The organism is Paenibacillus sp. FSL R5-0475 (assembly GCF_038004585.1).
GTDB lineage: Bacteria > Bacillota > Bacilli > Paenibacillales > Paenibacillaceae > Paenibacillus_AQ.
The window spans coordinates 3,725,295-3,751,513 of the sequence record NZ_JBBORK010000001.1 but is presented as its reverse complement, the minus strand read 5'-3'; the positions used below and the strand labels follow the sequence as shown (position 1 = coordinate 3,751,513).

The window sequence follows — 26,219 nt, the reverse complement described above, 5'->3', positions numbered from 1 at the left end:
ATAGCACACTATTTTTGCGAACACAATAGAAGAAATGTATACATATTATTGTTAAGATTTTAAAACAAGAAGTTAAAATAGCACATTTGTGGAGGCGAAAATATGCAACTTATCAATCTAAACGGAAAATGGAAAATGAAACGGCTTCATGAACCGAAATGGCTGGAAGCCAGCGTGCCAGGCTCTGTCTACCATGATTTGTTGAATGCCGGTGAAATGCCAGATCCGTTCTACCGCGAGCAGGAGTATGAGGTTCTGGAACTGTCCAATTACGATTACGAATATAAGCGTAGTTTTCAGCTGGAAGCAGGCGTACTTGAGCATGACCGAGTATTTCTGCTGTGTGAAGGGTTGGATACGCTTTGTGAGCTTTCCCTGAATGGAACTAATATTCTGAACAGTGACAATATGCACCGGACGTATGAAGTGGATATCAAGGCTGTATTGACGCCTGGTGATAATACTATCCACGCCATTTTTCGCTCCCCAGTAGAATTCACTCTACGGAAGCAAGCAGAATTGCCGCTCAGTGGATGTGCTGATGCGGTAGAGGGGATATCGCATCTGCGCAAAGCACACTCCATGTTCGGCTGGGACTGGGGTCCAAAGTTACCCGATCTAGGAATCTGGCGTAGTCTCTCTATTCAGGGTTACAACAGTGCTCGCCTTGATGATGTTTATATTACTCAATTCCATGAGAAGGATAAGGTCATGCTGGATGTTCGAGTTAGAACAGAGAGCTGGCAAGCGGCTGATCGAGAAATTGTGGTTAAAGTTCACCCACCAGCGGGTCTGTGCATTGAGCATCGTGTGTCTGAAATGATTGGAACGGATCATCATATTGCACTGGAAATTATGGAGCCAGAGCTGTGGTGGCCGAATAATCTCGGTGCTCAGCCACTGTATAACGTAGAGGTTGTAATTGAGGAAAAAGCGCAGGAGCTAGATCGTAGAGAATTGCGGATTGGACTTAGAACCATTACTGTGAAGCAGGAAGAAGATCAGTGGGGAGAATCGTTTGCTTTTGAAGTCAACGGTGTGCTCATTTTCTCTACAGGTGCCGACTATATTCTGGAAGATAATCTTCTACCTCGCGTGACTAGGGATCGCACGGATCGCTTGCTCCAAAGCTGTGTCGCTGCCAATTTCAATACGATTCGCGTATGGGGTGGCGGGTATTATCCGGATGACTATTTCTATGATCTGTGCGATGAATATGGCCTCATTGTCTGGCAGGATCATCTGTATGCCTGCGGCATTTATGCTCTGACGGAAGCCTTCGAGGAGAATATCACTCACGAGACCATCGATAACATGAAACGTCTTCGCCATCATGCTTCGCTAGGCTTGTGGTGCGGCAACAACGAGCAGGAGCTGGCTTGGGACGAATGGGACTGGGAGAAGCATTACTCACTGCAGCTTAAGGCAGATTATATTAAGCAATATGAGGTGCTTCTACCGGCAATTGCTAAAGAAATTGATCCGAATACTTTCTATTGGCGTGCTTCACCCTCCTCCAAGGGTAGCTTTGACAAGCCAAATGACGAAAATTACGGAGATATGCATTACTGGGGGGTCTGGCATGGGAAGGAACCGTTTACCGATTACCGGAAGCTATATCCGCGCTATATGTCTGAATTCGGATTGCAGTCTTTTCCGGGCTTGAAGACCATCGAGTCGTTTACGCTGCCGGAGGATCGCAATATCTTCTCTTATGTCATGGAGTCCCATCAGAAGAACAATACCGGGAATGAGAAAATTCTCTACTATATCGGGGAGACTTACAAATATCCGAAAGATTTTGAGTCTGTTCTATATGCCTCGCAGTTGATCCAAGCAGAAGGGATGCGCTGCGGCGTTGAGCACTGGCGCAGACATAGAGGTCGCTGTATGGGTGCGTTGTATTGGCAGTTGAACGACTGCTGGCCGGTAGCTTCTTGGTCCAGTATCGACTATTTTGGCCGGTGGAAGGCTATGCATTATGCGGCTAAACAATTCTTCGCGCCGATTCTTGTTTCTGCCCATGACGAAGGAACGAAGGTCTCCCTTCATGTCTCTAACGAAAGCAGAGAACAAGTTATTGGTGAACTGAGTTGGAGACTGCTCACTCGGGCATCGGAGGTCTTGCTGGAAGGCACAAAGCCAGTGGAGATTGCCGCGTTAAGTACTGCTGAGTTCGAACAGCTTGATTTCGGCCGCATCCTGGATTCGAAACAGAAGAAACGTGAGACTTATCTGGAATATTCTTTTGAGGTAGAGGGCGAGACAAAGAGTGGCGGAACGGTCCTGTTTGTTAAGCCGAAGCATTTTAGCTTCGTTGACCCTGAGCTTGAAGCCATACTTACAGAGGAAGAAGAACAATTCGTCATTACTGTGAAGGCTACGGCGTATGCTCGTTTTGTCGGCCTAGACTTCAAGGAAAGAGATGCTATCTTCAGCGACAACTATTTTGATATGTCGGGTGGTACAACTAGGACCATTACCATCGCTAAAAAAGATCTCGACCAGCCAGCTACGGCGGAAGAACTTCGTGCACAGCTTACTGTACGCTCCGTATTTGATATTTAAATAGGAAGATTCACGGGAAGCAGGCCCTTAACTTGGGGCCTCTTTTTTTATGTATTTTTTTTACTATAGCCGCTAATAATCATTTATTGTTTTGCAAAGCTTAATAACATGAAATTGAATTTTTTATAGATCAATATTTTACTACTTAAGGTATAGATATTAAGATTGTATCCCCTTCCAATTATCTTTAAAATAGACTTCAAACAACAAGATAAATTAAGCCAGTTATATTTCAACAAGATCTGATAAGAAGAGTAGGAGGATATTATGAGTATTTATTATGATGACAGCCGCAAGGTGTTTCATTTACAGTCTGAGCAATCCAGCTACGTTATTGAAGTCGTTAGAGGTGAGCTTCCGGCGCATGTCTATTGGGGTCCTAAATTAGAAGGAATTGTGCAACCGCTGAATTTGGTGGAACGTTGCTCTTTTAGCCCGACCTACACAATGGAGGACAAGAGAATCTCCCTCGACACTATTCCAAGTGAATTTCCGTCTTATGGGAATGGTGATTTCCGGGAACCAGCGCTTGAGGTTCATTTGGTAGACGGTACGACCGTTACGGATTTCCTTTATAAGAGCTATAAGATCAATAAAGGAAAACCTGAGTTAAAGGGACTGCCTTCCACTTATGTTGAAAGTGAAGAAGAAGCAGAGACACTGGAGCTTTTTCTTCAGGATGACAAAAGTGGACTGATTGCTGTATTAAGCTACACCGTGTTTAATAATCAGGATGTGATCACACGTTCTGTGCGGATTGAGAATCAAGGTAAGGACAATGTGGTGCTGAAGCGTGTGTTAAGCGCAAATGTTGACTTCCATGATTCCGATTATGACATGCTGCAATTATCCGGTACTTGGACGAGAGAACGCCATATCTATAAAAGACCGCTTGTACCTGGTATCCACCGAATTGACAGTAAGCGCGGCGCGAGTAGCTCCACGCAGAATCCTTTTATGGCTTTGCTTGCAAAAGATGCAACAGAGGACCACGGTGAAGTATACGGGTTCAGCCTTGTGTACAGCGGAAGCTTTCTTGCGCAAGCAGAAGTGGATCCATACGGTATTTCCAGAGTGGGGATCGGCATTCAACCGTTTAATTTTCAATGGCTGCTTGAACCTGGGGAATCCTTCCAGGCTCCTGAAGCTGTGCTGGTAAGATCCAGTCAAGGGCTTGGGGGATTATCAAGGACTTATCACCGCCTATATCGGACCCGGTTATGCAGAGGCGAATTCCGTGATCGTAAGCGCCCTATTCTCATCAACAACTGGGAAGCTACCTATTTTAATTTTAATGCAGATAAAATCAAAGAAATCGCTCAAGCAGGCAAAGATCTCGGACTTGAACTGTTTGTCTTAGATGACGGCTGGTTTGGGAAACGAGACAATGATGATAGCTCCCTCGGAGATTGGGTAGAGGATCGCCGCAAGCTTCCTGAAGGTCTTGGAAAACTTGGAGAAGATATTACGGCAATGGGCATGGAATTCGGATTATGGTTCGAACCGGAAATGGTATCGCCAGAAAGCGATCTTTATCGTGAGCATCCGGACTGGTGTCTTCATGTACCAGGTCACAAAAGAACGTTAGCTCGCCAGCAGCTCGTTCTGGATTTATCCCGTAAGGATGTATGTGATTATATCGTTGATTCGGTTAGCTCCGTGCTGTCATCGGCTCCGATTACTTATGTGAAGTGGGATATGAACCGGAATATGACGGAGATTGGATCTGCTCTTCTGCCAGCGGAACGTCAACGCGAAACGGCTCACCGCTATATTCTTGGACTTTATGATGTGCTGGAGCGTATCGTCACCCGTTTCCCTCATATTTTGTTCGAGAGCTGCTCCGGCGGCGGCGGACGATATGATCCGGGAATGCTGTACTATATGCCACAGACCTGGACCAGTGATGATTCGGACGCGATTGAAAGATTGAAGATCCAATATGGAACAAGCATGGTGTATCCTGCAAGTTCTATGTGTGCTCACGTATCGGCTGTTCCTAACCATCAGGTGCACCGTATCACACCACTCGAAACACGCGGTCATGTTGCGATGTCTGGTAACTTCGGCTACGAACTAGATATGACCAAGCTAACTGAAGCTGAACGCGAAGATATCCGTAAGCAGGTTTCTGAGTACAAGGAACTGAGAATGCTGATTCAGTTCGGTGATTTCTATCGACTGCTCAGTCCATTTGAGGGGAATCAGACTGCATGGATGTTTGTTTCGGATGATAAAAAAGAAGCTTTTGCCACGTATTTCAGAGTTCTGGCCGAGCCTAATGCACCTCTCCGCAGATTGCGGTTGAAAGGACTCGACCCAGCTAAGAACTACAAACTTGAGCTTAACGGTGAAGTGTACAGAGGGGATGAGCTGATGCACTTCGGACTCTCACTTCCACAGCTTGAGGGCGATTTCAAAAGCTTATTATTTGTACTCAAAGAGGTTTAATAAGAAAAGGAGTAAGCCACTGGCTTGCTCCTTTGTTATATGGATCAATTTTCGAAAAATACATGTTTGGTTTGGAACGCCAGATCCTGTTCGCGGTAAGTCGAAGGATTGACCCCAAAATAGGACCGGAAAACCTTTCCGAAGTAGCTGGCATTATCAAATCCGCTTTCCGTCGCAATCTGGTTGATACTCAAATCTGTTGTTTTAAGCTTGGAAGCTGCCAACTCGATCCGCCGTCTTTTTAAATATTCAAAGGGTGAAAGATTGATGTTTTTTTGAAACAGTCTGCAAAGATGATGTTTGGAAACACCAACATGAGCGGCAACATCGTCTAAGCTTAGATTATTATTATGCAGATCATCCTTCATGAATTGAATAGCGGCGTGAAGCTTGTCATTTTTTATATAAGTGGTTAACAAATTTGGTTTCTTGAGGTATTTCTCCATGGACAAGATCCACTGAAAGACTTTTCCCGTTAAAAGATGCAAATCTCTTTCTTCATGAACCTGAATGTCCTTGAATGTACTCCACAATAAATCTATCGAAACCGATTCTTGGGGGAGTTCTACAATTGGACCACAATGAGCAGCGAGTTGGTTCCAAAGTGAAATCGCTAAAGGCCCCCGTAAATTGAGCCATAAAACTTCCCAAGGCTCGGTGCCTTCTTCCGGATAATAGTACCTGTGTATGCTGGGGACAGTCACTAGAAAAGCTTTGCCCTTCGTTAACCGATGAACAACCCCATCTATTTCAATTCTACCCTCTCCCGATAATGTGTACTGAAAAATAACACAACTTCTCTCCGTCCGGTTCTGGCCGTTGAAGGAGTAGGCAGGTGAATCGAGTTGTTCCCAACCGATAGAATCAAACAGAAGCATGGAAGCTTCTTCTTCCGAACGAAAGGTGTAGGAGGAACGGAACATTAGCAAAATTCCTTTCTAGAAAAAGCTTTTGAGTACAGATCAATAATTTACTACTGTTGTTTACTCTATCAAAGTGTAAACTTTTTTCGTTGTCTGTTCAATCTCTGTTGAATACGCAGGTCTGGATGCTCATTTTTTATTGCACATGGATGCACTCTAATGAACTGTGATCTCGTTCGGTCTGGATTAGATTATTCTCAGCTTTAAAAAAATCAGATCCGGTGTGGTGGGGGAAATTACCTCACCTTTTTTGTTGCTTAAAATTCCCGATTACGCATATAATACAAACAAGTGTTCTTATTTTTATGGAGGCGATCGCATGCAAATCAGCATCGGCCAAATAATTGAAATTATATATCAGGATAAGGCGAGAAATATCAGCCAGCGGAAAATTGAAATACACAGTATCCGTGACGGACGCATACGAGCAAGCTGTCTGACTACAGGAACGCCTCGCATGTTCTTGGCAGCAAATATTCTTTCATGGCAGCCCGTGCAGGAAAAGCGTCATGCCTAAGGAGCGTGTCATACTACTGTCTGACTGCCAGGCATTTTACGCCTCTGTGGAGAAGGCTGCCCATCCTGAATATCGAGATAAACCTGTTGCAGTAGGGGATCCGACAAGAATGAACGGTATTGTGTTGGCGGCCTGCCCGCTTGCAAAAGCAAAGGGTGTAACAACGGCTTCGCGTGTAGGTGAAGCTTTAGCAAAATGCCCAGAACTAATCGTAATACGTCCCCGTATGGGGACTTACATTAAAGTATCGCTCTTGATATCAGAGATTTATCGAACATACACTGACCTGGTAGAACCCTACAGTATCGATGAGCAGTTTCTTGATGTCACAGGATCTCTTGCATATTTCGGAGGATCGCTGCAGGATATGATTCATAAAATTCAGCATCATGTTTTACTTTCGACGGGAGTCTGGACTCGGGTAGGTATTGGATCTACTAAGGTTATGGCAAAGATGGCGACAGATAACTACGCCAAAAAGATGAAGGATGGGATATATGAACTTTCTTTTGACCAATTAGAGACGACCCTTTGGAAACTTCCCGTGCAGGATATGTTTATGGTAGCGGCTAGAATGACCAAGAATTTTTGGCGTATGGGTATATCCACAATTGGAGATATTGCGCGAATGGAACTGTCAGAATTTAAGCGACGAATGCGAACTACCATGGGTAAGCAAAGTGATATTCAAGCGGAATATTATTGGCAAACTGCGCGCGGGCTAGATCCTAGTCCAGTGGTCACAGGAATGCGTCATCAAATCAAATCAGTGGGACATGGTAAGGCTCTGCGCTGGAATTTATACACCAGGCATACGGATATTGAGGTTGTGCTGCTTGAGCTCGTCATTGAAGTATGCCAGCGAGCACGGCGGTATGGTTATATGGGATCGGTAGTATCTATTTCAGTTTTAGAGACGGACGGAGAGCGTTCAAATGCTTACGAGCGTCAGATGACATTGCCCGAACCAACATCACTAACCCACGAAGTAGCTGCTGCTGCGCAAAAATTATTTGCAGACAACTGGTCGGGCCTTCCCATAGGTCGATTAGCGATTTCCTTGACTAACCTATCAGATGATAGCGTCGTCCAACTTACACTCTTTGATGACAGGGTTCGGGCTTACAACAAAGAACGTGCAATCGATCAAATAAAAGCTCGTTATGGCAGTAAAGCTCTTATCAGAGCTTCATCTATGCTTGAATCCGGTGTTGCCCTAGAAAGAGCTGAACAGATTGGAGGTCACTATAAATGAGTAAACTTGAGGGTAATGAACGCTGGAAAACGAAAATGATCATGACCGAGCATGTTGAGCAGTATGAGGAACAGCAGCGTGAGAACCCAGATAAAATGATAACTATGGAGGAACGTACGATGGTTCGAGACCTCATTTTGCTTCCTTATATAGATACTATGGTTAGCAAGAGCCTGAAAGAGATCGAGCCCTCCAGCAACATTCTTAAACGTGCCTATCTGATGGCTGGTCAAGCCATTCAACGCCGGATCATGCAGGATACTTATCGGCTGCAAAAAGAGCTGAAACAGCGGAATATCAGGGTGCTGGCAGATGAACAGGAGGAATTCTTGGTGTATTACAAAATCTTTTGCCGAGGATATCAGGAACGCTTTGGATTAACTCGAGATGTTATGCGTACAGAGATAAGCTTAAGGTTGACTAAATACACAGCTGAACTCGGAGCAATATTAAAAGATCATTTGAAATAAAACAAGGCTTTGTCAGTAATTATACTGGCGTGGTCTTGTTTTATGTGAACCAGAAATTAATCCCGGAGACCTTCTACTGATGGAATAATCGCCCAGGGATATGATAAGCTCATGTAGAGTTATCATATCCCTAAACAGAGGAGGGAAATCTATGAGCCGTTTGATCACAGGGAACACTTATTATGGATTTCAGGTTGTTAATGAGGAATTTATCCCGGAGAACGAATCCAACGTATTCACGCTGGAACATCTGAAGAGCGGCGCCAGGCTGCTGTTCGTGCAGAATCAGGATGACAACAAGGTATTTAGTGTAAGCTTCAGGACCCCGCCTGAAGATAGTACGGGGGTCTTTCATATTTTGGAGCATTCCGTATTATGTGGTTCAGAGAAATATCCGGTCAAGGAACCATTTGTAGAATTATTGAAAGGCTCGATGCAGACGTTCCTGAACGCATTTACGTTTGGGGATAAGACGATGTATCCGGTAGCGAGCCGGAACGATCAGGACTTCTCTAATTTGGTGGAGGTTTATCTGGATAGTGTTTTTCAACCGAATATTTATAAGCAACAAGAAATTTTTGAGCAAGAGGGCTGGCACTACGAGCTTCAGCATCCCGAAGATGAGTTAATCTATAAAGGCGTGGTTTACAACGAGATGAAAGGTTCATATTCCTCGCCGACTACGGTATTGATGGATAGAATCAAAAAGTCATTGTATCCCGACACGATTTACCGTCATTCTTCAGGTGGAGATCCACAGGAAATTCCTGCGCTAACCTATGAGCAGTTTCTCAAGGCGCACAGCAATTATTATCATCCGTCTAACAGTTATTTTTATCTCTACGGAGACGTTAATATTGAAGAAAAGCTGCAATTTATAGACCAGGAATATCTTGGGTCTTATGAACGGAATAGCTTTGATACTTCCATTGCCCTACAACAGCCCATTGGAATGACGGAGCTGGTAGGGGATTATCCGATTCTGGAAGCAGAAACAGCCACTGATAAGACTTATTTGAGTCTGAATTATGTGATTGGAACTTCTACTGATCGGGAACTGAACCTTGCTTTTGATATTTTAAAAAGCATGCTGATGGACAGCAACGCAGCTCCGCTCAAGCAAGCCTTGCTCGAAAGTGGACTTGGCAAAGACGCGTTTGCTTTTTATTCCGACAGTATGGTTCAACCGCTGCTAGGTATTACGCTGACGCATTCCAATGCCTCCTCCAAAGATGCCTTTGTGGAGCTGGTGAAGACTACATTAAAGCGTTTGGTCCAGGACGGACTAGATGAGAAGTTGGTGCTGGCAGCGGTCAACAGTAAGGAATTTGAACTGCGGGAAGCGGACTTTAACCAGTATCCGAAGGGTCTTACTTACAATATCGAAGTGATGAAATCCTGGCTCTATGACGGTCAGCCGACTACTCACATGCGCTATGAAGAGGTGCTCACGGCCATTCGGGAAAAGCTTGCGGACCGTTATTTTGAGAAGCTGATTGAGGACTATTTGCTGAACAGTGATCATTGCAGTGTAGTGGTACTGAACCCGTCCAAGACGATCGCAGCGGAAAAGGAAGCATCTACTCAGCATCAATTGAGTGAATACAAAGCGTCACTGCAACCAGATCAGTTGGAGCAGCTTGTTCAGAGTACACAGCATCTTCTGGCGCGGCAGAGTCGTGCGGATGCAGCCGAAGATTTACAGAAGCTACCGAGCTTGTCTTTACAGGATATTAACCGCAGCGTAGAACCTCAGGTGCCGACCCATGAACAAATCCATGAGGGCATAAAGGTGATCCACCATGAGGTAGCTACCCATAAGATTGCCTACTGCAAGCTTTATTGGGATACGGGTGTTATAGCCCCTGAAAAGATTCCTTATTTGGTGCTATTGGCAGAGGTATTGGGCCAAATGGAGACTGCCTCTTACGCTATTAAAGAGCTCACCAGTGAAATCGGGATCAAAACCGGGGGCGTATATTTCAGGAATGAGCTCTATGGCGCTGCAAAAGCTACGGGGGCGAGCTATCAGCCTAAATTCTCTGCGCTGGTGAAGGTGATGGCGGGGCATATTGGTGAATCACTGGACCTACTGCGAGAGATACTCTACACAAGTGCGCTCGACAATCTGACCAAGCTGCAGGAAATCGTCCGCCGGGAAGCCTCGCAGATGGAATCGATTCTGAATCAAAGAGGGAATGAGATTGCGGCCAGCCGCCTGATGTCCTATTTCTCGGATATGGGAGCTTATCAGGAACAACAGGGCGGTGTTACTTATTACCGCTTTATCCGCGAGCTTGCGGAGACGTTCGACCAACAGGGAGCTCAGGTGGCAGACACACTGAAGGGCATCTGTGGGGATTTGTTCAATAAAAACAATTTGATCATCAGCGTGACTGGTACGCCTGATTTGTATGAAGAATTCATAGCTAATGCAGCGAAGCTGGGTATCCAGGATCGGCCAGTAGTAAATAGGCCTAAGATTACGGCACAGGGACATGCGGACAATGAAGGATTCATGTCTTCCAGCCAGGTGCAATATGTGGTTAAGGGATACGACTTCACTAAGCTAGGATTCACATATTCAGGCAAAATGCAGGTGCTCAAGAAAATCATGAGCCTTACCTATCTGTGGAATGCCGTACGTGTGAAGGGCGGTGCGTATGGCGGAAACGTGGTTCTGCGCAGAGATGGGATAATGATGTTCACCTCCTACCGTGATCCGAATTTGCAGGAGACGCTGGAGGTTTATGATCAGGCTTATCGATTTGTTGAGGGGTATGAAGCAGATCCCGATGAGATGACCAAAGCGATCATTGGCACCTTATCTATGCTGGATCAGCCTCTTAGTCCCAGCGCACAGGGACGGCGGGCGGACCGACATTATTTTGAACAGGTGACGGAGGCCGAGCTGCAGCGAGAGCGGGATGAAATCTTGTCGACAACACCGGAAGATATCAGACAGTACACCGATTTACTTAAGGCTGTGACGGAACAGAACTATTTCACTGTAGTCGGCAATGCTTCAAAGCTGAAATCGAAAACCGCTTTATTCGGAAAGCTGGAAGAACTTGTGAAGTAAGTTTCTCTAATCGCTCCTTTTCAGTATATGTCTACGGGCATGTGCTGGAGAGGGGCGTTTTTTAATAAGGTGAACTAAAAAAACATTCTACAAAGGAACAGCGGCCGGAAGTCCAAACATTCACCGCAGTCATGTACTTACCTAAAAGGAAAAATAAATCAGTTTATTTAGTTAGAATATTGACAGTTAGAGTTCTAACTATTATGATAATGATGTTACTTAGAGTTCTAACTAATACGAATGCGGAGGAAATAACAATGAGCAAACCCGTTGAAAATACACCATTTTCTAATTTGATTCGAGAGATCGGGATGAAACTAAAAAGTACAGCTGACGCCAGGCTGAATGAGCTAGGGCTGAATTCACAGCAAGGACGCATGATCGGTTATATTTTTGAGCATCAAGAAAAAGGTGTGATTCAAAAGGATTTGGCGGAAGTCTTTAATAGAAAAGGGGCGAGTATCACCAGCATGCTTCAAGGGTTAGAAAAGAAAGGCTATATCAAGCGTGTCACACCTGAAAATGATGAACGGCAGAAGAGCATTTTTGTTTTGGAAAAGGGCGCTCTTTTGGTCGAGGAGTTCAATGAGATTTTCTCAGGGGTAGAAGCAAGCATTACAAAAGCACTCAGTCCGGAAGAAACAGCAAACTTAAAGTCTTTACTGCAAAAAGTTAATTCAAGTCTATAAACGTTCGGAGGGTTAATCATGGAAACAGAAGTCTCCAATCAATATTATTTAGAATCGGCGCCGATCAAGAAGGCAATTGCTCATTTATCCATTCCTATGATGATCGGGATGTCTGTTGGTACCATCTATAATGTAATCAATGCTTATTTCATTGGCTTACTCCACAATACTAGTATGCTGACTGCCATTACGCTGGGTCTACCCATCTTCACAGTCCTTATGGCCTTTGGGAATATGCTTGGCGTAGGTGGCGGAACATTTATTACAAGGCTCGCGGGGCAAAAGGATACGGAGAAGGGAAAGAAGGTTGCCGGATACACTTTTTATGGAAGCATTATAGTGGGTATTCTTATTGCTCTAATAGCGATGTTAGCGATTGATCCAATTACGCGATTACTAGGCGCAGATGCTGCTACTCTAGACTTTACTAAGGATTATGCTTTGACCCTTTTTGCCGGTGGATTTGCCATTGTGCTTAATTTTGCCTTGGAACAGCTAGTCCGTTCCGAAGGTGCCTCCAAAGAATCGATGTATGGTATCTTTATTAGTACGGCTTTAAGTTTAATTTTTGATCCACTCTTTATTCTTGTGTTGAAATGGCATGTGGCAGGTGCTGCGTTGGCGATGGTTTTAGCGAATGTGGGTTCCGCGATTTATTATGTCTATTTTTTAGAAACGAAAAGTGAGCATTTAAGGGGATTTTTGAAGCATTTCAAGATATCTGTTCGTGATCAATTAGAAGTATACAAAATAGGTGTATCGGAGTTATTGCAATTTAGTTTTGTGATTGTGAGCACGCTTTTGTTAAATAACTTCGCGATTCAATATGGAGAAAATGTGGTTGCCGGATTTGGTGTGGCCTTAAGAATTGTGCAAGTTCCGGAGTTCTTATCAATGGGCTTATTCTTAGGTTTGATTCCGCTATTTGCGTTTAACTTTGCTAGTCAAAATATGGCGAGACTTAAATCAACGATTAAACATGCTTTTGCCTATATCGGAGGTATTGCTTTTGTCTTTGTAGGTCTAGTGTTTCTGTTTAGAGGAACAATCCTGCATTTCTTCTCTAATGATCCTTCAGTGTTAAGTATGGGAACTTATATTTTGGTAGCCATGCTGATTTCCGCTTTATTTAATGGATTTACAGGTTTGTTTATGAGTATTTTTCAAGCGACCGGACAGGGGATACCAACTAACATTATGGCCATCACACAAGGCGTATTGTTTATCCCTATGATTATCGTGTTACATTCTGTCTTTGGACTTCATGGCGTGATCTGGTCAATGACCATAACAGAAGTTATAACGAGCTTAATGGGCGTCATCTTGTTTATGATTTTTAGTAAAAAGCTGAAAAGCACGGGCGGGGATGGAAAAGGTGTTATAGAGGTAGCGTCCGTGTAAAACGATCTTTACTTTACGTGGAAAAATAGAAATGTAGTGGATGGCGGGAGCATGGCTCGCGCTTTTTTTGCAAATATAAGAAAGTATAAGTTTTACAATATACTTTATGTCTTATATTTCTCGCATAAACGCCTTTGGCGTCCTTATAAGGACGCCAAAGGCGTTTATACTTGGTTGTCTAGAAAACTTCGCAACTAAAGGATCGGTAAAATTAGTTCCAAAATGAACAATTCTAGTTCTTATGATTACGGCTTACTTTTTCTACAATTATGGATAAGTAAAGGAGGAGAACTATGATACGAAAATTTCATCTTAAAATGGATACGCGCGAAGCAATCGCTGGGTATTTATTCGTCGCTCCACTGATGTTGGGGCTGATCATCTTGACGTTGATCCCAGTGCTGGGCTCACTGCTGTTAAGCTTCACGAACTGGAACTTTGTGGCTGGGTTAGGGGGGATTAAGTTCGCGGGCATGGATAATTTCATAAGGCTGTTTCATGATGATGCTTTTATGAAAAGCTTGCTGAACAATCTGCTCTTTATTATCACAGTACCGGTTACGATCATCGTTGCTCTGCTGTTAGCGATCCTGATTGATAAACAGGTGTTCCTGAAGGACTTGTTTAAAGTGATTTACTTCCTTCCCTACATCTCCAGTGTAGTTGCCATCGCTATGGTTTGGCAGGTAATGTTTCATCCCTCATTAGGACCTGTCAATCAATTCCTGATGTCACTGGGGTGGAGTAATCCGCCAAAATGGTTAGCTGATATCCATTATGCTTTGCCGTCGCTTATGTTGATCCAGATTTGGATTCAACTCGGTTACAACATTATTATTTTTATCGCTGGGTTACAGAGTATTCCAAAGGACCTTTATGAAGCAGCTGATATTGATGGGGCCAATAGCTGGCGTAAATTCCGCAATATCACGGTTCCATGCATTTCGCCAACTACCTTTTTCCTGCTGGTTACAGGGGTCATTGGTTCATTTAAAATCTTCGATCTGATCCAAGTGCTGACACAGGGTGGACCGGCCAATTCCACGACCGTTATCGTTTATGAGCTATATGACACAGCCTTCAATCAATTGAAGACTGGTTATGCCTCTAGCATGGCACTTGTCCTGTTCCTCATCTGCCTGATCATTACAGCCCTGCAGATGTTAGCGCAAAAAAAATGGGTCAATTATTAAAGGCAGAAAGGAGAAATTACAGTGAGAAAAGAGCTTCTATCCAGAACGTTCTGGACAATCGCAATGGGACTGTTAGGTATCGCATTTCTTTTACCGTTTCTATGGATGTTATCCACTTCCTTTAAACTGGAGAAAGATGTGTTTGATTTTCCGATACAATGGCTGCCGCAGCAGTGGAACCTCATTGAGAATTATAAACAGGTTTGGTCAGGTGATTTCGCTCGTTATTACGGAAATTCCATTTATATTACGCTGGCAACGACTATAATTAATGTGCTGATATGCGCACTGGCTGCTTATGGGTTCTCCAAGCTGCGTTTTCCGGGTAGAGATGCGATGTTTGTAGTTGTATTGGCCCTTTACATGGTTCCTCCGCAGGCTTCGCTGGTTCCACAGTTTCTACTATTTAACTGGCTAAATCTGATTGATACGCATTTAGGATTGATCTTAATTAACAGCTTTAGTATTATCGGTGCGTTTATGCTCAAGCAATTTTTTATGGGGGTAAACAACGAGTATCTTGAATCAGCGCGGATGGATGGAGCAGGTCATTTTCGTTCTTTTCTACAAATTGCATTTCCTCTGATCCGTCCCGCTGTAGCTACTTACGCTATACTGCGTTTTATCTGGACCTGGAACGACTATCAGTACCCACTCATTTTTTTGAAATCTAAAGAGCTGTTTACTATTCAGTTAGGTATTCGGTTGTTTGGGGACCAATACGGGGATGTTTATTCCCTCATGATGGCTGGTGCGGTATCTGCAATTCTGCCACTGCTGATTATTTTTGCTCTCGGTCAGAAGCAGGTTATTGAGGGGATTGCCCTCGGAGGCGTGAAAGGATAATAAAAGTCAAAATAGTTTCTCTTCGGTAGAATATGAGAACTTTACTCGTCTATCCTGCATGTTAGGATGTTCTTGTAAGCAGTTACATAGCTTTGGCTGTAAAGCGAGGTATACCCAACACATTTATAGGAGGGTCTATATGAAAAAGAAATTATTATCCGTGCTTATGATCACATCTATGGCGTTGTCATTGGCCGCTTGCGGTGGAAATGCGAAAACAAATAATGCAGGAGCAACAGATGCGCCTGATGCTGGTGGAAATAAGGAGCCTGCAGCAGAGAAGGTTACGCTGAAGCTGAGTACTTGGCAGACGGAAGCCAAAGCGAAGTGGAGCACGATTATCGCAGAGTTTGAGAAGGCGCATCCCGACATTCATGTAGAAGTGGATCTACTGAATGAAAAAGGGGATTCTGTAGCCTCTATGCAGAAGCTGGATTTGATGGCCGCTGCAAGTGACCCGCTGGATATTGTCGAACTGCCGTATACCAACTATTCGCAGCGTGCAGATATCGGTGTGTTAGCGCCGATGGACGAATATATTCAGAAAGAAGGGTATAAGCTCTCCGATGAATATCTAGTGGACACTACGGTCAATGGCAAAGTCTATGCGTTACCGTCATCTATGCAGCGCTGGTTCGTGCTTCTTAACAAAGAAATGCTAGATGAGGCTGGTCTGCCGGTTCCGACCGACTGGACATGGGCGGATTTCGAAGAGTATGCCAAGAAATTGACCAAGGGTGAGGGCGCAACGAAGCGTTTTGGCGCCTATCTGCACAATTGGCCGGATTATTTCCAACTCCAGCTGATGAGTAAACCTGAGGATAATACTTTTCTAAAATCTGACGGAACCTCCAATGCCCTAGACCCGCAATTTAAGGCTAATCTGCAGATGATGAAGAAAATGATGTACGAAGATAAGAGTGCTACTCCTTACGAGGATATTATTTCGCAGAAGCTTGCCTACCGGAATCAGTATTTTAATGGTTTAGCAGCGATGCTTCCGATGGGTGACTGGATGGTTGCGGAATCGGGTGGAACGGATGCCATTCCAGCAACCTTCGTTACCGCGTTTGCGCCGATCCCTCGACTGGATAGTGAGAGCAAACATTACTCACCTGTTCAGCCAACCTACATGGGGATCGCTGCTAAATCCAAGCATAAGGAAGCTGCTTACACCTTTGTACGCTGGTATACCTCAGAAGGACTGGAAATTGGCGGACGTGTCTTCTCTGGCTGGGCGAAATCGGATACGAACAAATTGGTGGATACGATTGTGAGTGGTTCTAAGGATCCATCTATGATTGATGTTGAATCCCTGAAATATACGATGGAGAATTCGGCACCTGGTGCGACGCAAGTTCCGGCTAAATATGCGGATGAAGCTAAGAACAACGTTATTCCAGAAGCGGAAATGTATCTCCTTGGCCAACAGGATCTGGATGTCACCGTTACCAATATCGATAAGAAAATTACGGAAGTCGTTCAGAACAACAGCGGAAAGTAGGCGGAGACTGATTGTACGCTTCCCCAAGGGGGCTTATAATGTGGGGGCAGGAAAGCATTTCTGCCTCCTGCTCCAAATTTAAAACAGATATGGGGCCTGTCATCCGTGTTTAGAAAGCATCAATCACTTCGAATGAAACTTGTCTGGTCTTCAATGATTTGCGTACTGATCCCGCTAGTCTGCATTTACATGGTTACAGATTATTTAACCCGGGATCTGATTCTGGAGAAGGCCGTTGGCAGCGCAAGAGAATCTCTCAATGCGTCCAGTGCCAATATGAATGCCATTTTTGAACAAACGCTGGAGCAGTCCAATTTTGTGCTTCAGAACAGCGAAATCAGGCAGATGATGTCTGCTGTTCCAGAGTCGCTCCATTCAGCGAAAGAGATCATCCAGTATAACCGTATGTCGCGGATGCTGGATGATATGTTCGTTCTTTCAGAGTATTTGAAAGTGACGCTGATCGGTAAGAATGGATTTATTTATACGAGTTATCCTTATAGCGACTTTAATCCGAAAACCTTTTATAGCGAGCGTTGGATGTCACTATTGAAACAAACTCAGCCGATTTCGACTTTCTGGAGAGCGGAGCACGACACATACTACAACTATTCTGATAAGGGCTCAGCCAATTGGGTAACTATTGCGAGACCTATACAATCGACCTCCAGCAGCACGATCGGATATATGATTATCAACATCAATGAGCGTAAACTCCGCCCTTATCTGAACAATGACAATGGCAAAGAAATGATGCTTTTGGATGACAAGGGAACTGTAGTCTCACATGCTGATCCAGCCCGAATTGGTGAAACAATGACGTGGTGGAAAAAGGAAGGTCGGCTTGATACTGTCGAGATCAGTGGGGAGAAATTTTTGTATGTTGACCAGGAGCTGAGCAGCAACAGATGGCAGATGGTGAGCATTATCCCTATGAAGGCGGCATTGTCAAAGAATAAACAGATTTTATTTATCAGCTTAGCCGTGCAAATTCTATTCTTTACCTTCTTTTCCGTTCTCTTAACCGTTCTAATCTCTAAGCTGACTCAGCCCATCGTGAAATTAAGTGCTTTTGTAAAGCGAATAGGTCGTGGTCAATTGGACGAACGTTCGCTAATCCGTGGGAATAATGAGGCGGCTCAACTGGCCCGTACCATCGACCAAATGCTAGATCGAATCGAGTCCATGATTGAACAAATCACCTATGAGCAAACAGGAAAAAGAAAAGCTGAACTGGAAATGCTGCAGGCACAGATCAATCCGCACTTTATGTTTAATCTGTTGAATTCGATCCGGTTAAATATTCTGATGCAAGGAGACAAGGAGAACGCAGAGTTGATTGGTTCGTTGTCGTCTTTGCTCCGTATGACCTTTAACAGAGACAATGAGTTTATCCCGCTTCGTGAGGAGACAGATACGATATCTCATTATGTGACTTTGATGAATTTTCGTCATGCCAATCAGGTCAGGCTGGAAATGAATTTAGCAGACGGAACTGCTGAAGCACTGGTGCCTCGGTTTATGATTCAGCCTATGATCGAGAATGCCATCATCCATGGTTTCGAGCAGTTTGGTGGTGAGATCTTTATTGAAGCTCGTATTATTGCAACTACAGGAACCTTGGTTATCACCATTAAGGATAATGGCATAGGAATGTCACAGGAGAATTTAAAAAGACTTCGTGAAACCGCATACAGTAGTGAGCAAATTGCAGAAGAGGACAGAAAAGGATTCTCCGGCATAGGCTTACGTAATGTGGCCCAACGCCTCAGTATGATTTATGGTGCTTCATTTAAGTTGAATATATCAAGCGAACCTGATGTGGGTACGGAGATTTGTTTGGAGTTTCCACTGAACTACGGAAAGGTGGGTATAGAGAATGCTGACGGCAATTTTGGTGGATGATGACTATCCGGTTATCCGTTATTTGTCGCAAGCCGTGTCATGGAGTGAGCTCGGGATTGAACTCACCGGATGTTATTATAGCGGTCTTGAGGCTTGGGAAAAAGCACGGCAGAATCCACCGGATCTGATTATCACCGATATTGGCATGCCTAAGATGAACGGACTGGAGATGCTTGAGAAATTCAGAGCGATGAAGCCCGGAATTCGTGCGATTATTCTGTCCTGCCACAACGAGTTCAAATACGCTCAGCAGGCGCTGAAATTAAACGTAGGAGAATATATTTTAAAAGAATCACTGAATATCGAGCAGCTGGAACATGCACTCAGAACACTTGTGAAGGAAGTGGGTCTGAACAGGCAGCAGCATACCGAGATGCAGGTATATAAGCAAAAGCAATCACAAAACCGTGCTGCGCTAAAAGAAAAGTTTCTAAAAGATACGTTATACCAATCTTGGGACAAGGTAGCTTGGATCGAGCAAGCCCGGTCAAACGGAATTATGATCCATGCCAAGACCTACATTCCAATGCTTATAGTGATTGACCGTCCAGAGGAAGCCTCACGGGTGCGCCGTATGAGTGAATATACGATTTCTTTTGCCGTCGAGAATATTATGCAGGAAGTGCTTGAGACTGATCACAGTTTATTTCTCTCGAGATACAGCCATAAGGAGATTGTTATTCTTTTCTGCAGCGACCAGTCTTCCAGAGACCACCAAGCGATCTATCATTCCATTCAAAATGCAGCCTCTGCGGTACAGAAATATCTCAAGCTGTCTGTCTCCTGCATATTTGGTGCTGAGGCACGCAGTCCTGAGGAAATTCGCGGAACACTGCAGCGGATGTTAAAGGAGAAGATCCAGCGGTTTTATTTTCCAGCAGCGGGCATCCACCGTTTTGAAGAGATTAGCTTTTCGCGGGATGATATTTATGCCGAATATGGAAGTCTGTACGCTGTTATTAATGATGATATTGCCCTGAATAGGGAAACAGAGCTTCGTGTTCATGTAAAGGAATGGCGAGAATGGGTGGCAACGCAAAAGTTTCATCCAAATGAAGTTAAGGAATGTGTTCTCCGGTTGCTGATGGACTTGCAATTGAAGACGAAACAGCTGCTGCAGTCTCCATTGCCTATGGCGGAAGAAAAGCTGTTTAGCGTGGTGAGTGACATTGATACCCTCGAGCATTTGGAAGAGTGGTTAGTTCAGTACTTGGAAGAATTAGCGCGGAAAATAAGTATATTCTCTATTAAGTCCAAACGGAGTGAAGTTATTAAAGCCCAGCAGTTCGTGATCAGTCATGTAACGGAGAAAATAACGCTGGAGGACATGGCTGGACGCTTGAACTTGAATGCCAGCTATTTCAGCCGCTTGTTTAAACGGGAAACAAACCAGAATTTCATCGAATATGTAAATATGCTAAAGCTTCAGAAGGCAAAAGAGCTGCTTAATCAGTCTGGAAAGACTGTGGAAGAGATCTCCGAGTATCTGGGATATGCCAACAAAAGTTATTTTATCAAGCTGTTTAAACGGGAAATGGGCATGAGGCCTAGTGAATATGCGGCTTGGCATTGAGTTTGGATTGGAGGAACCATTACTGTGGAACTGAAGGGTACTAAAAATGAATTACAAATGTTCTTAAATGACCTATATGCTCCGCTGGATAGTCGATTTACTTCTGGATGTGCAGGAATCGATATGGGAGCTACAGGATCAATATACAATGAAGCTACCGCACTTATGGAAGCCTTCGCTCGTCCGTTATGGGGGCTTGTTCCCCATGCCAGCGGGGGAGGGGAGAGTGCGCTTTGGCCGAAGTTCCTCGAGGGGATCGTCAATGGGACTGACCCTGAACATGAAGAATACTGGGGTGAATTCTCAACCAAAGACCAGCGTATGGTGGAACAAGCTGTGCTGGGACTGGGGCTTGCTCTTGCGCCGCATAAGCTGTGGGAGCCGCTGAGTGATGTTCAGAAAATGCAGGTATATAACTGGTTGAACCAGATCAATCATGTGGATCGTTCGAACCCGAATAACTGGCTGATGTTCACGGTTCTTGTGAATGTGGGCTTTAAGAAAGTCGGATTGCCCTACGATCAAGAGATAATGAATCATTATTTGGAGAAGATTGATACCTATTACTTGAGTGATGGCTGGTATTCCGACGGGCTGACCGATCAGAGAGACTATTATATTGCTTTTGCTATGCATTATTATACGCTGATATATGCTAAATTGATGGCGGATGATGATCCTCAGAGGGCTGCAGTTTACCGGGAAAGATCCGCGCAATTTGCCAAAGATTTTATGTATTGGTTTGCTGAGGACGGAAGTGCGATTCCTTTCGGACGTAGTCTGACCTATCGTTTTGCGCAGGTCTCTTTCTGGAGTGCGCTGGTGTATGCCGAGGTCCTTCCTTTTTCATATGGCGTTCTCAAAGGAATTATAATGCGTCATTTTCGTTGGTGGTTTGAGAAGCCTATTATGGGAATAGACGGATTACTAAGTATCGGATATGCTTACCCGAATCTGGTAATGACGGAGAACTACAATGCCCCCGGATCACCGTATTGGGCCTTTAAAGCTATGCTTATTCTTGCCTTGCCGGACGATCATCCTTTTTGGCAAGCGGAAGAAGAACCACTGCCTGTATTGAAAGAGATGTTACCACTCGAAGAGGCACGTATGCTGGTGAGTCGTCCGGAAGGAAATAAGCATGTTATTGCCTATACCTCTGGTCAGATGGCTAACTTTGATATGGCCCATAGCGCAGCTAAATATTCCAAGTTTGCTTACTCCACGCTGTTCGGATTCAGTGTGCCGAAGGCGGGTTATGGCTTAGTTCAAGGCGCTTACGACTCTACGTTAGCATTGTGTGAATGCGATGAACATTACCGGGTACGCAGATTCTGCGAGACGTGGGAAATTGGAGAGAATTATGTATATTCACGCTGGCATCCCTGGAGCGATGTACATGTGAAGACATGGATTATTCCAGCGGGTCTGTGGCATGTCCGTATTCACAGCATTCATAGCGCCCGGTGTCTCGACGTAGCGGAGGGTGGATTTGCCATTGGCCAGTCTGCTGGCTTCTCACGCAGTGATCGGGAAACCATTCATGTATCTAACACTGCTGTCTCGGTGCAATTGCCCTGGGGAATCAGTGCCATACATATGCTAAGCGGTTTTGACCGGGGAGAATGCGTGCTACCCGAACCGAATACTAATCTGCTGAAGCCTCGGACGTTTCTTCCGAGCTTGATCTCCAGACTGGAGCCGGGAGATCAGGTACTGATATCTGCTGTCTTTGGAGCAACGAATACTCCGGAGAATCAGGAGAGTCTGTCATCACCGCCGATTATTCAGCAGCAGTCGGACGGAAGGATTGTTATCTACGATCCTCGTAACCATGCAGTGCTTCATACGGTTGATTTATTGGAAAGGAGAGACAAAGATGTGGACAACGGCAATTGAGGATGCTATTCGCAAGATCAAGAGTAATATCGCGGGCCATCCGGGTAAACTGCCTCATATCGCAGAGGGGCAACAATACGAATGGGGAGACAATGACGATTGGATAGAGGGATTTTACGTTGGCATGATGTGGCTTGCTTATGAATATAGCAAAGATTCATTCTATAAGGAGGCGGCAGCTTCTTGGTTAGAAGACTTTAAGCATCGTTTGGATCATCACATCGCCCTGGACCATCATGATATTGGCTTTTTGTACTCACTGACTGCAGTAGCAGAGTGGAAAATAACAGGCAGCGAAGAGGCCCGAGCTGTCGGTCTACAGGCTGCGGATACTCTATGCAAGCGCTGGCGTGAAAACGCTGGAATCCTTCAGGCCTGGGGTTTAGAGAGTGACCCCGAGAATGCGGGACGTATCATTATTGACTGCTTGATGAATTTGCCTCTGCTGTTCTGGGCTGCGGAGGAAACGGGAGACAATCGCTATTATGATATTGCACTCGAACATGCGTTAAAGAGCCGGAAATTTCTTGTGCGTGGGGATGCTTCCTCTTATCATACTTTTTACTTTGATCCAGCTACAGGAAGTGCAATTCGTGGAGGAACACATCAAGGCTATGAGGATGGATCGACCTGGACACGTGGTCAAGCGTGGGGAATATACGGATTTGCCCTGGCTTATCGTTATACACGAGAGGAAGACTTCCTTAATACTTCTAAAAGTCTGGCTCATTACTTTATCAGCCATCTTCCAGAGGATAATGTGGCGTATTGGGATTTTGATGTGCCGGTGGAAGCGAGTACCCCTCGCGACAGCTCGGCTTCAGCCATTGCGGCTTCCGGTCTTTTGGAGCTGCTGGATCTTCTGGACGCAGATGACCCGGACCGCGCTATTTATGAAGCAGCCTTACTCCGCAGCATGAAATCCTTAGTAGAGCATTATGCGACATCTGGAAATCCGGAGGCGGAGGGGCTTCTAAAGCATGGCTCCTATCATGTCAGAGGCGGACGTGTGCCTGATGGCTATATGATTTGGGGAGATTATTATTATTTAGAAGCATTGATCCGCATGCAGACCGGAATCCGAGGATATTGGTAGTAGGATGAATGGAACAACGGTCCATTCACGTAGTGACCACAACGAGCGTCAACATACATCCTAATCTGCAAATAAAGGGAGAGTTCCACAGCCATTTCATGGCTTGTGGGACTCTCCCTTTTTGTGATGTGCGTGTATTTATTCTCCATACAACATTCCTGTCTATATGAACTGATTATGTATTTGGATGTTGTGTGGATTCCCGAATGATCAGATGGGTAGGAAGGAGAATTTCTATAAAAGGCTCCTCGGGATGATCAATGCGCCAGAAGAGTTGTTCTATAGCTTTTCGTCCAAAGTAAGACAAATCTACATCCATCGTTGTAGTCAAAGGAGTTGTTATCCGTGATAACTGTCCATTATCAAAGCTCACAATAGATACATCTTGGGGGATCTGATACCCAAGCTTGTACATCACGGAATTGATCAAGAACCCAAAGCCGTCATTGACACAGAACCAAGCCGTAGGCTGCTTATCCAACTTTTGTACAGCGTTGAACACATCATCCATTTCTTCAATGGCACGATCGAACACCCATATTGGATTGTATTCAATTGCAGATTGGTATAGAGCCAGGCGATAACCTTCTAAACGCTCGTAATAACTTGGTGAGAATTGAATATTGCCGATGAAGCCAATACGGGTATGTCCCAATTCAATTAAATGCTGCACCGCTGCATAAGCGGCATAACGATTATTGGTGAGAATACTATCGGCCTTAAGATCAGGGTGATGGTGATCAATTAACACGGTGGGAATCCCTGTGCCCGTCACTGCTTGAATATATGGGGTCGTAATATGGGACAAAATCAAGATTCCTTCTACGGAAGGATCAAATAATATAGGAGGCAGGATCAATTGTTCGGAAGCGTGATGATCAATAGATTGAATAACCATACGCTTATTTCGCTTCGCTGCTTCCTTCTCAATACTTAAATAAATTTCTCCAAAAAAGTTACGTTTGGAAAATGCAAATTCTGATGCCAAAATGACAAAGGTTCCAACTTCTTCTTCTGTGCTTTTGCGCCCTCGCGAATAGGTGTAGCCCATCTCATTCGCAGTATCGATAATTAATTGTCTCGTTTCCTCACTAACACCGTCTTTACCGGACAGAGCCTGAGAAACAGAGTTCTTCGATATATTCAATCGATCGGCGATATCTTGCATTGTCACCTTCACCTTCATGCGAAGATACGTCCTTTCTAATTAGAAGTGTAATGAATATTCTTCCATACTGTCTCTCATAATACTAAAGATTATGCTGTAAAACTACATTACAACTATAAATTATTATAACATTACAAACTATTTAAGTAAAGTTAATTTGTAATGTGATTAATTGTGTCTTTTTCATTAATACTCGAATAACAGGTTGACATTTTCGCTAAAAACTATAATAATAGCAATTGTAACGCTTACAAAGTCACTTACAGGTATATATTCATCTAATTTTGTAACGTTACAAAATTATATCGAGGAATTACAAAATGCTGCACTGATGTGCATCGATACTCAGGGAGGGTTTATTTTATGAAGAAGAAGCTTTCAGTAATGCTTGCACTTACGCTTGTATTCACGATTCTTGCCGGTTGTGGATCAAAGAGCAGTAATTCAGGCACTTCAGCAGATGGAGTAACAACTATTGAGTTCTGGGCTGCACCTAACCCGACTCAACAAGCATATTGGCAGAAAATCGCCAAAGAGTACGAGACTGTTAACCCTAAGGTGAAAATTAACGTAAGTGCGATCAAGGAGTCCCCTACTTCTGAGGCAAGTATCCAAGCCGCAATCGCGGGTGGAAGCGCTCCGACGATGACTGAGAATATTAGCCGTGGTTTTGCAGCACAACTTGCGAACAGTAAAGCGTTAGTTCCTTTGGATACAATAGCAGGCTTCGATGATATTGTGACAAAACGTAATATGTCCAAAACGATTGAGCCTTGGGAATTTGCGGATGGTCATCAATATGTTCTTCCAATCTACTCGAATGCGATGATGTTCGGATGGAGAACGGATATCTTGAAAGAAGCTGGTGTGAACGAAATTCCGAGAACATACAGTGAAGTGATTGACGCAACGAAAAAATTAAAAGCAAAATACCCGGATAAATATCTTTGGGCGAAACCAGACTTAGCAGATCCTACATCATGGAAAAGATGGTTCGACTTCTTTATGTTGTACAATGCAGCATCTGATGGTAACAAATTCATTGAGGGTAGCCAATTTGTTGGCGATGAAAAAGCTGGTGTAGACGTACTTTCTTACGTGGACAATCTTCGTAAGGAGAAAGGGCTCTTGACTCAGAACGTAACGGAACCTTTCGAAAATGGCGTGGGTGTATTTACGGATGTCGGTCCTTGGACATTTAACATGTGGGCTGAGAAATATCCGGAACTTGAGTATAAAAAGAACTTTGAAGTCACATTGCCTCCTGTTCCGGACGGTATGGATCCAGCAAATGCGAAAACTTTTGCGGATGCTAAAGGAATTGTTATCTACGCATCGGCAAGCCCAGAGCAACAGGCTGCTGCAATAGAATTCATCAAGTGGGTATACTCGGATGTTCAAAACGATGTTGCCTTTTTCCAAGAAACGAACTTGCCTCCAGCACGTGATGATGTAGGTACGAATGAAGCATTTAAACCTGTATTTGAAAAAACGCCTGTATTGCAAGAGTATGCAAAAGCAATCCCGAATGCTGTTCCATCCATGGACAATCCAAAATTCAACGAATTGCAAACCTTTATTGGTCAAGAGGCCTTTAACAAAATCGTTCGTGGTGAGATTGATCCAAAAACGGGTTGGGACAATATGAAGAAGGCGATTGAAGGGGAACTTCAATAATG

The 26,219-nt window shown here is 44.3% G+C and carries 18 protein-coding genes; 16 read left to right on the top strand and 2 right to left on the bottom strand.

The window, feature by feature from the left end; translation table 11 throughout:
• Window positions 1-102: 102 nt before the first annotated feature.
• Window positions 103-2,568 carry a beta-mannosidase gene (locus tag MKX41_RS16855; protein ID WP_340972023.1) on the top strand — a complete coding sequence of 822 codons (2,466 nt, stop codon included), beginning with the start codon at window positions 103-105 and terminating at the stop codon, window positions 2,566-2,568.
• A 267-nt stretch (window positions 2,569-2,835) separates the two neighbouring features.
• Window positions 2,836-5,019 carry an alpha-galactosidase gene (locus MKX41_RS16850; RefSeq protein WP_340972020.1) on the top strand — a complete coding sequence of 728 codons (2,184 nt, stop codon included), beginning with the start codon at window positions 2,836-2,838 and terminating at the stop codon, window positions 5,017-5,019.
• A 44-nt stretch (window positions 5,020-5,063) separates the two neighbouring features.
• Here the strand turns inward: MKX41_RS16850 and MKX41_RS16845 are convergent, their stop codons facing one another.
• Window positions 5,064-5,942, bottom strand: coding sequence for a helix-turn-helix transcriptional regulator (locus MKX41_RS16845; protein WP_042190729.1), 879 nt, complete (start codon window positions 5,940-5,942; stop codon window positions 5,064-5,066).
• 319 nt (window positions 5,943-6,261) lie between these two features.
• On the opposite strand from MKX41_RS16845, the gene MKX41_RS16840 reads away from it, so the two are divergent.
• The 13 genes from MKX41_RS16840 to MKX41_RS16780 all read left to right on the top strand — a co-directional run bounded on the left by MKX41_RS16840 (window position 6,262) and on the right by MKX41_RS16780 (window position 23,372).
• A complete protein-coding gene (locus MKX41_RS16840) occupies window positions 6,262-6,459 on the top strand; it encodes a hypothetical protein (protein WP_076284709.1) in 198 nt (65 codons plus the stop codon).
• Entirely contained in the window at window positions 6,452-7,714 is a 1,263-nt protein-coding gene (locus tag MKX41_RS16835) for a DNA polymerase IV (RefSeq protein ID WP_340972016.1), read from the top strand. The genes MKX41_RS16840 and MKX41_RS16835 overlap by 8 nt, the downstream gene beginning before the upstream one ends.
• Complete coding sequence (locus tag MKX41_RS16830) at window positions 7,711-8,184, top strand: hypothetical protein (RefSeq protein ID WP_042190722.1); 474 nt, start codon at window positions 7,711-7,713, stop codon at window positions 8,182-8,184. Before MKX41_RS16835 ends, MKX41_RS16830 begins: the two co-directional genes overlap by 4 nt.
• 151 nt (window positions 8,185-8,335) lie before the next feature.
• A complete protein-coding gene (locus tag MKX41_RS16825) occupies window positions 8,336-11,266 on the top strand; it encodes an insulinase family protein (RefSeq protein WP_340972013.1) in 2,931 nt (976 codons plus the stop codon).
• Window positions 11,267-11,523: 257 nt separating this feature from the next.
• Window positions 11,524-11,955, top strand: a complete 432-nt coding sequence (locus tag MKX41_RS16820) for a MarR family winged helix-turn-helix transcriptional regulator (protein ID WP_042190718.1) — start codon at window positions 11,524-11,526, stop codon at window positions 11,953-11,955.
• A gap of 18 nt (window positions 11,956-11,973) precedes the next feature.
• Window positions 11,974-13,356 (top strand): MATE family efflux transporter, encoded by a 1,383-nt coding sequence (locus MKX41_RS16815; protein ID WP_340972009.1) that lies wholly within the window; start codon window positions 11,974-11,976, stop codon window positions 13,354-13,356.
• Between the two features lie 293 nt (window positions 13,357-13,649).
• A complete protein-coding gene (locus MKX41_RS16810) occupies window positions 13,650-14,549 on the top strand; it encodes a carbohydrate ABC transporter permease (RefSeq protein WP_076284705.1) in 900 nt (299 codons plus the stop codon).
• A gap of 63 nt (window positions 14,550-14,612) precedes the next feature.
• A complete protein-coding gene (locus tag MKX41_RS16805) occupies window positions 14,613-15,395 on the top strand; it encodes a carbohydrate ABC transporter permease (RefSeq protein WP_042194330.1) in 783 nt (260 codons plus the stop codon).
• Between the two features lie 139 nt (window positions 15,396-15,534).
• Window positions 15,535-16,899, top strand: coding sequence for an ABC transporter substrate-binding protein (locus MKX41_RS16800; RefSeq protein ID WP_340972007.1), 1,365 nt, complete (start codon window positions 15,535-15,537; stop codon window positions 16,897-16,899).
• A gap of 105 nt (window positions 16,900-17,004) precedes the next feature.
• Window positions 17,005-18,804 (top strand): cache domain-containing sensor histidine kinase, encoded by a 1,800-nt coding sequence (locus MKX41_RS16795; protein WP_256716403.1) that lies wholly within the window; start codon window positions 17,005-17,007, stop codon window positions 18,802-18,804.
• Window positions 18,779-20,377, top strand: a complete 1,599-nt coding sequence (locus MKX41_RS16790; RefSeq protein WP_340972003.1) for a response regulator transcription factor — start codon at window positions 18,779-18,781, stop codon at window positions 20,375-20,377. Before MKX41_RS16795 ends, MKX41_RS16790 begins: the two co-directional genes overlap by 26 nt.
• Window positions 20,378-20,401: 24 nt before the next feature.
• Window positions 20,402-22,276, top strand: a complete 1,875-nt coding sequence (locus MKX41_RS16785; RefSeq protein ID WP_340972000.1) for a DUF2264 domain-containing protein — start codon at window positions 20,402-20,404, stop codon at window positions 22,274-22,276.
• A complete protein-coding gene (locus tag MKX41_RS16780; protein ID WP_340971998.1) occupies window positions 22,257-23,372 on the top strand; it encodes a glycoside hydrolase family 88 protein in 1,116 nt (371 codons plus the stop codon). The genes MKX41_RS16785 and MKX41_RS16780 overlap by 20 nt, the downstream gene beginning before the upstream one ends.
• 175 nt (window positions 23,373-23,547) lie before the next feature.
• Here MKX41_RS16780 and MKX41_RS16775 read toward each other — a convergent pair whose 3' ends face one another.
• The gene (locus tag MKX41_RS16775) at window positions 23,548-24,558 is read right to left on the bottom strand and encodes a LacI family DNA-binding transcriptional regulator (RefSeq protein WP_340971996.1); all 1,011 of its coding nucleotides are present in this window, start codon (window positions 24,556-24,558) and stop codon (window positions 23,548-23,550) included.
• Between the two features lie 345 nt (window positions 24,559-24,903).
• On the opposite strand from MKX41_RS16775, the gene MKX41_RS16770 reads away from it, so the two are divergent.
• Window positions 24,904-26,217 carry an ABC transporter substrate-binding protein gene (locus tag MKX41_RS16770; protein ID WP_076284700.1) on the top strand — a complete coding sequence of 438 codons (1,314 nt, stop codon included), beginning with the start codon at window positions 24,904-24,906 and terminating at the stop codon, window positions 26,215-26,217.
• The last annotated feature ends 2 nt before the right edge of the window (window positions 26,218-26,219 follow it).

Coding starts and splice junctions, on each gene's coding strand:
- MKX41_RS16855 (WP_340972023.1), top strand. CDS start 103: ATGCAACTTATCAATCTAAACGGAAAATGGAAAATGAAACGGCTTCAT.
- MKX41_RS16850 (WP_340972020.1), top strand. CDS start 2,836: ATGAGTATTTATTATGATGACAGCCGCAAGGTGTTTCATTTACAGTCT.
- MKX41_RS16845 (WP_042190729.1), bottom strand. CDS start 5,942: ATGTTCCGTTCCTCCTACACCTTTCGTTCGGAAGAAGAAGCTTCCATG.
- MKX41_RS16840 (WP_076284709.1), top strand. CDS start 6,262: ATGCAAATCAGCATCGGCCAAATAATTGAAATTATATATCAGGATAAG.
- MKX41_RS16835 (WP_340972016.1), top strand. CDS start 6,452: ATGCCTAAGGAGCGTGTCATACTACTGTCTGACTGCCAGGCATTTTAC.
- MKX41_RS16830 (WP_042190722.1), top strand. CDS start 7,711: ATGAGTAAACTTGAGGGTAATGAACGCTGGAAAACGAAAATGATCATG.
- MKX41_RS16825 (WP_340972013.1), top strand. CDS start 8,336: ATGAGCCGTTTGATCACAGGGAACACTTATTATGGATTTCAGGTTGTT.
- MKX41_RS16820 (WP_042190718.1), top strand. CDS start 11,524: ATGAGCAAACCCGTTGAAAATACACCATTTTCTAATTTGATTCGAGAG.
- MKX41_RS16815 (WP_340972009.1), top strand. CDS start 11,974: ATGGAAACAGAAGTCTCCAATCAATATTATTTAGAATCGGCGCCGATC.
- MKX41_RS16810 (WP_076284705.1), top strand. CDS start 13,650: ATGATACGAAAATTTCATCTTAAAATGGATACGCGCGAAGCAATCGCT.
- MKX41_RS16805 (WP_042194330.1), top strand. CDS start 14,613: ATGGGACTGTTAGGTATCGCATTTCTTTTACCGTTTCTATGGATGTTA.
- MKX41_RS16800 (WP_340972007.1), top strand. CDS start 15,535: ATGAAAAAGAAATTATTATCCGTGCTTATGATCACATCTATGGCGTTG.
- MKX41_RS16790 (WP_340972003.1), top strand. CDS start 18,779: ATGCTGACGGCAATTTTGGTGGATGATGACTATCCGGTTATCCGTTAT.
- MKX41_RS16780 (WP_340971998.1), top strand. CDS start 22,257: ATGTGGACAACGGCAATTGAGGATGCTATTCGCAAGATCAAGAGTAAT.
- MKX41_RS16775 (WP_340971996.1), bottom strand. CDS start 24,558: ATGAAGGTGAAGGTGACAATGCAAGATATCGCCGATCGATTGAATATA.
- MKX41_RS16770 (WP_076284700.1), top strand. CDS start 24,904: ATGAAGAAGAAGCTTTCAGTAATGCTTGCACTTACGCTTGTATTCACG.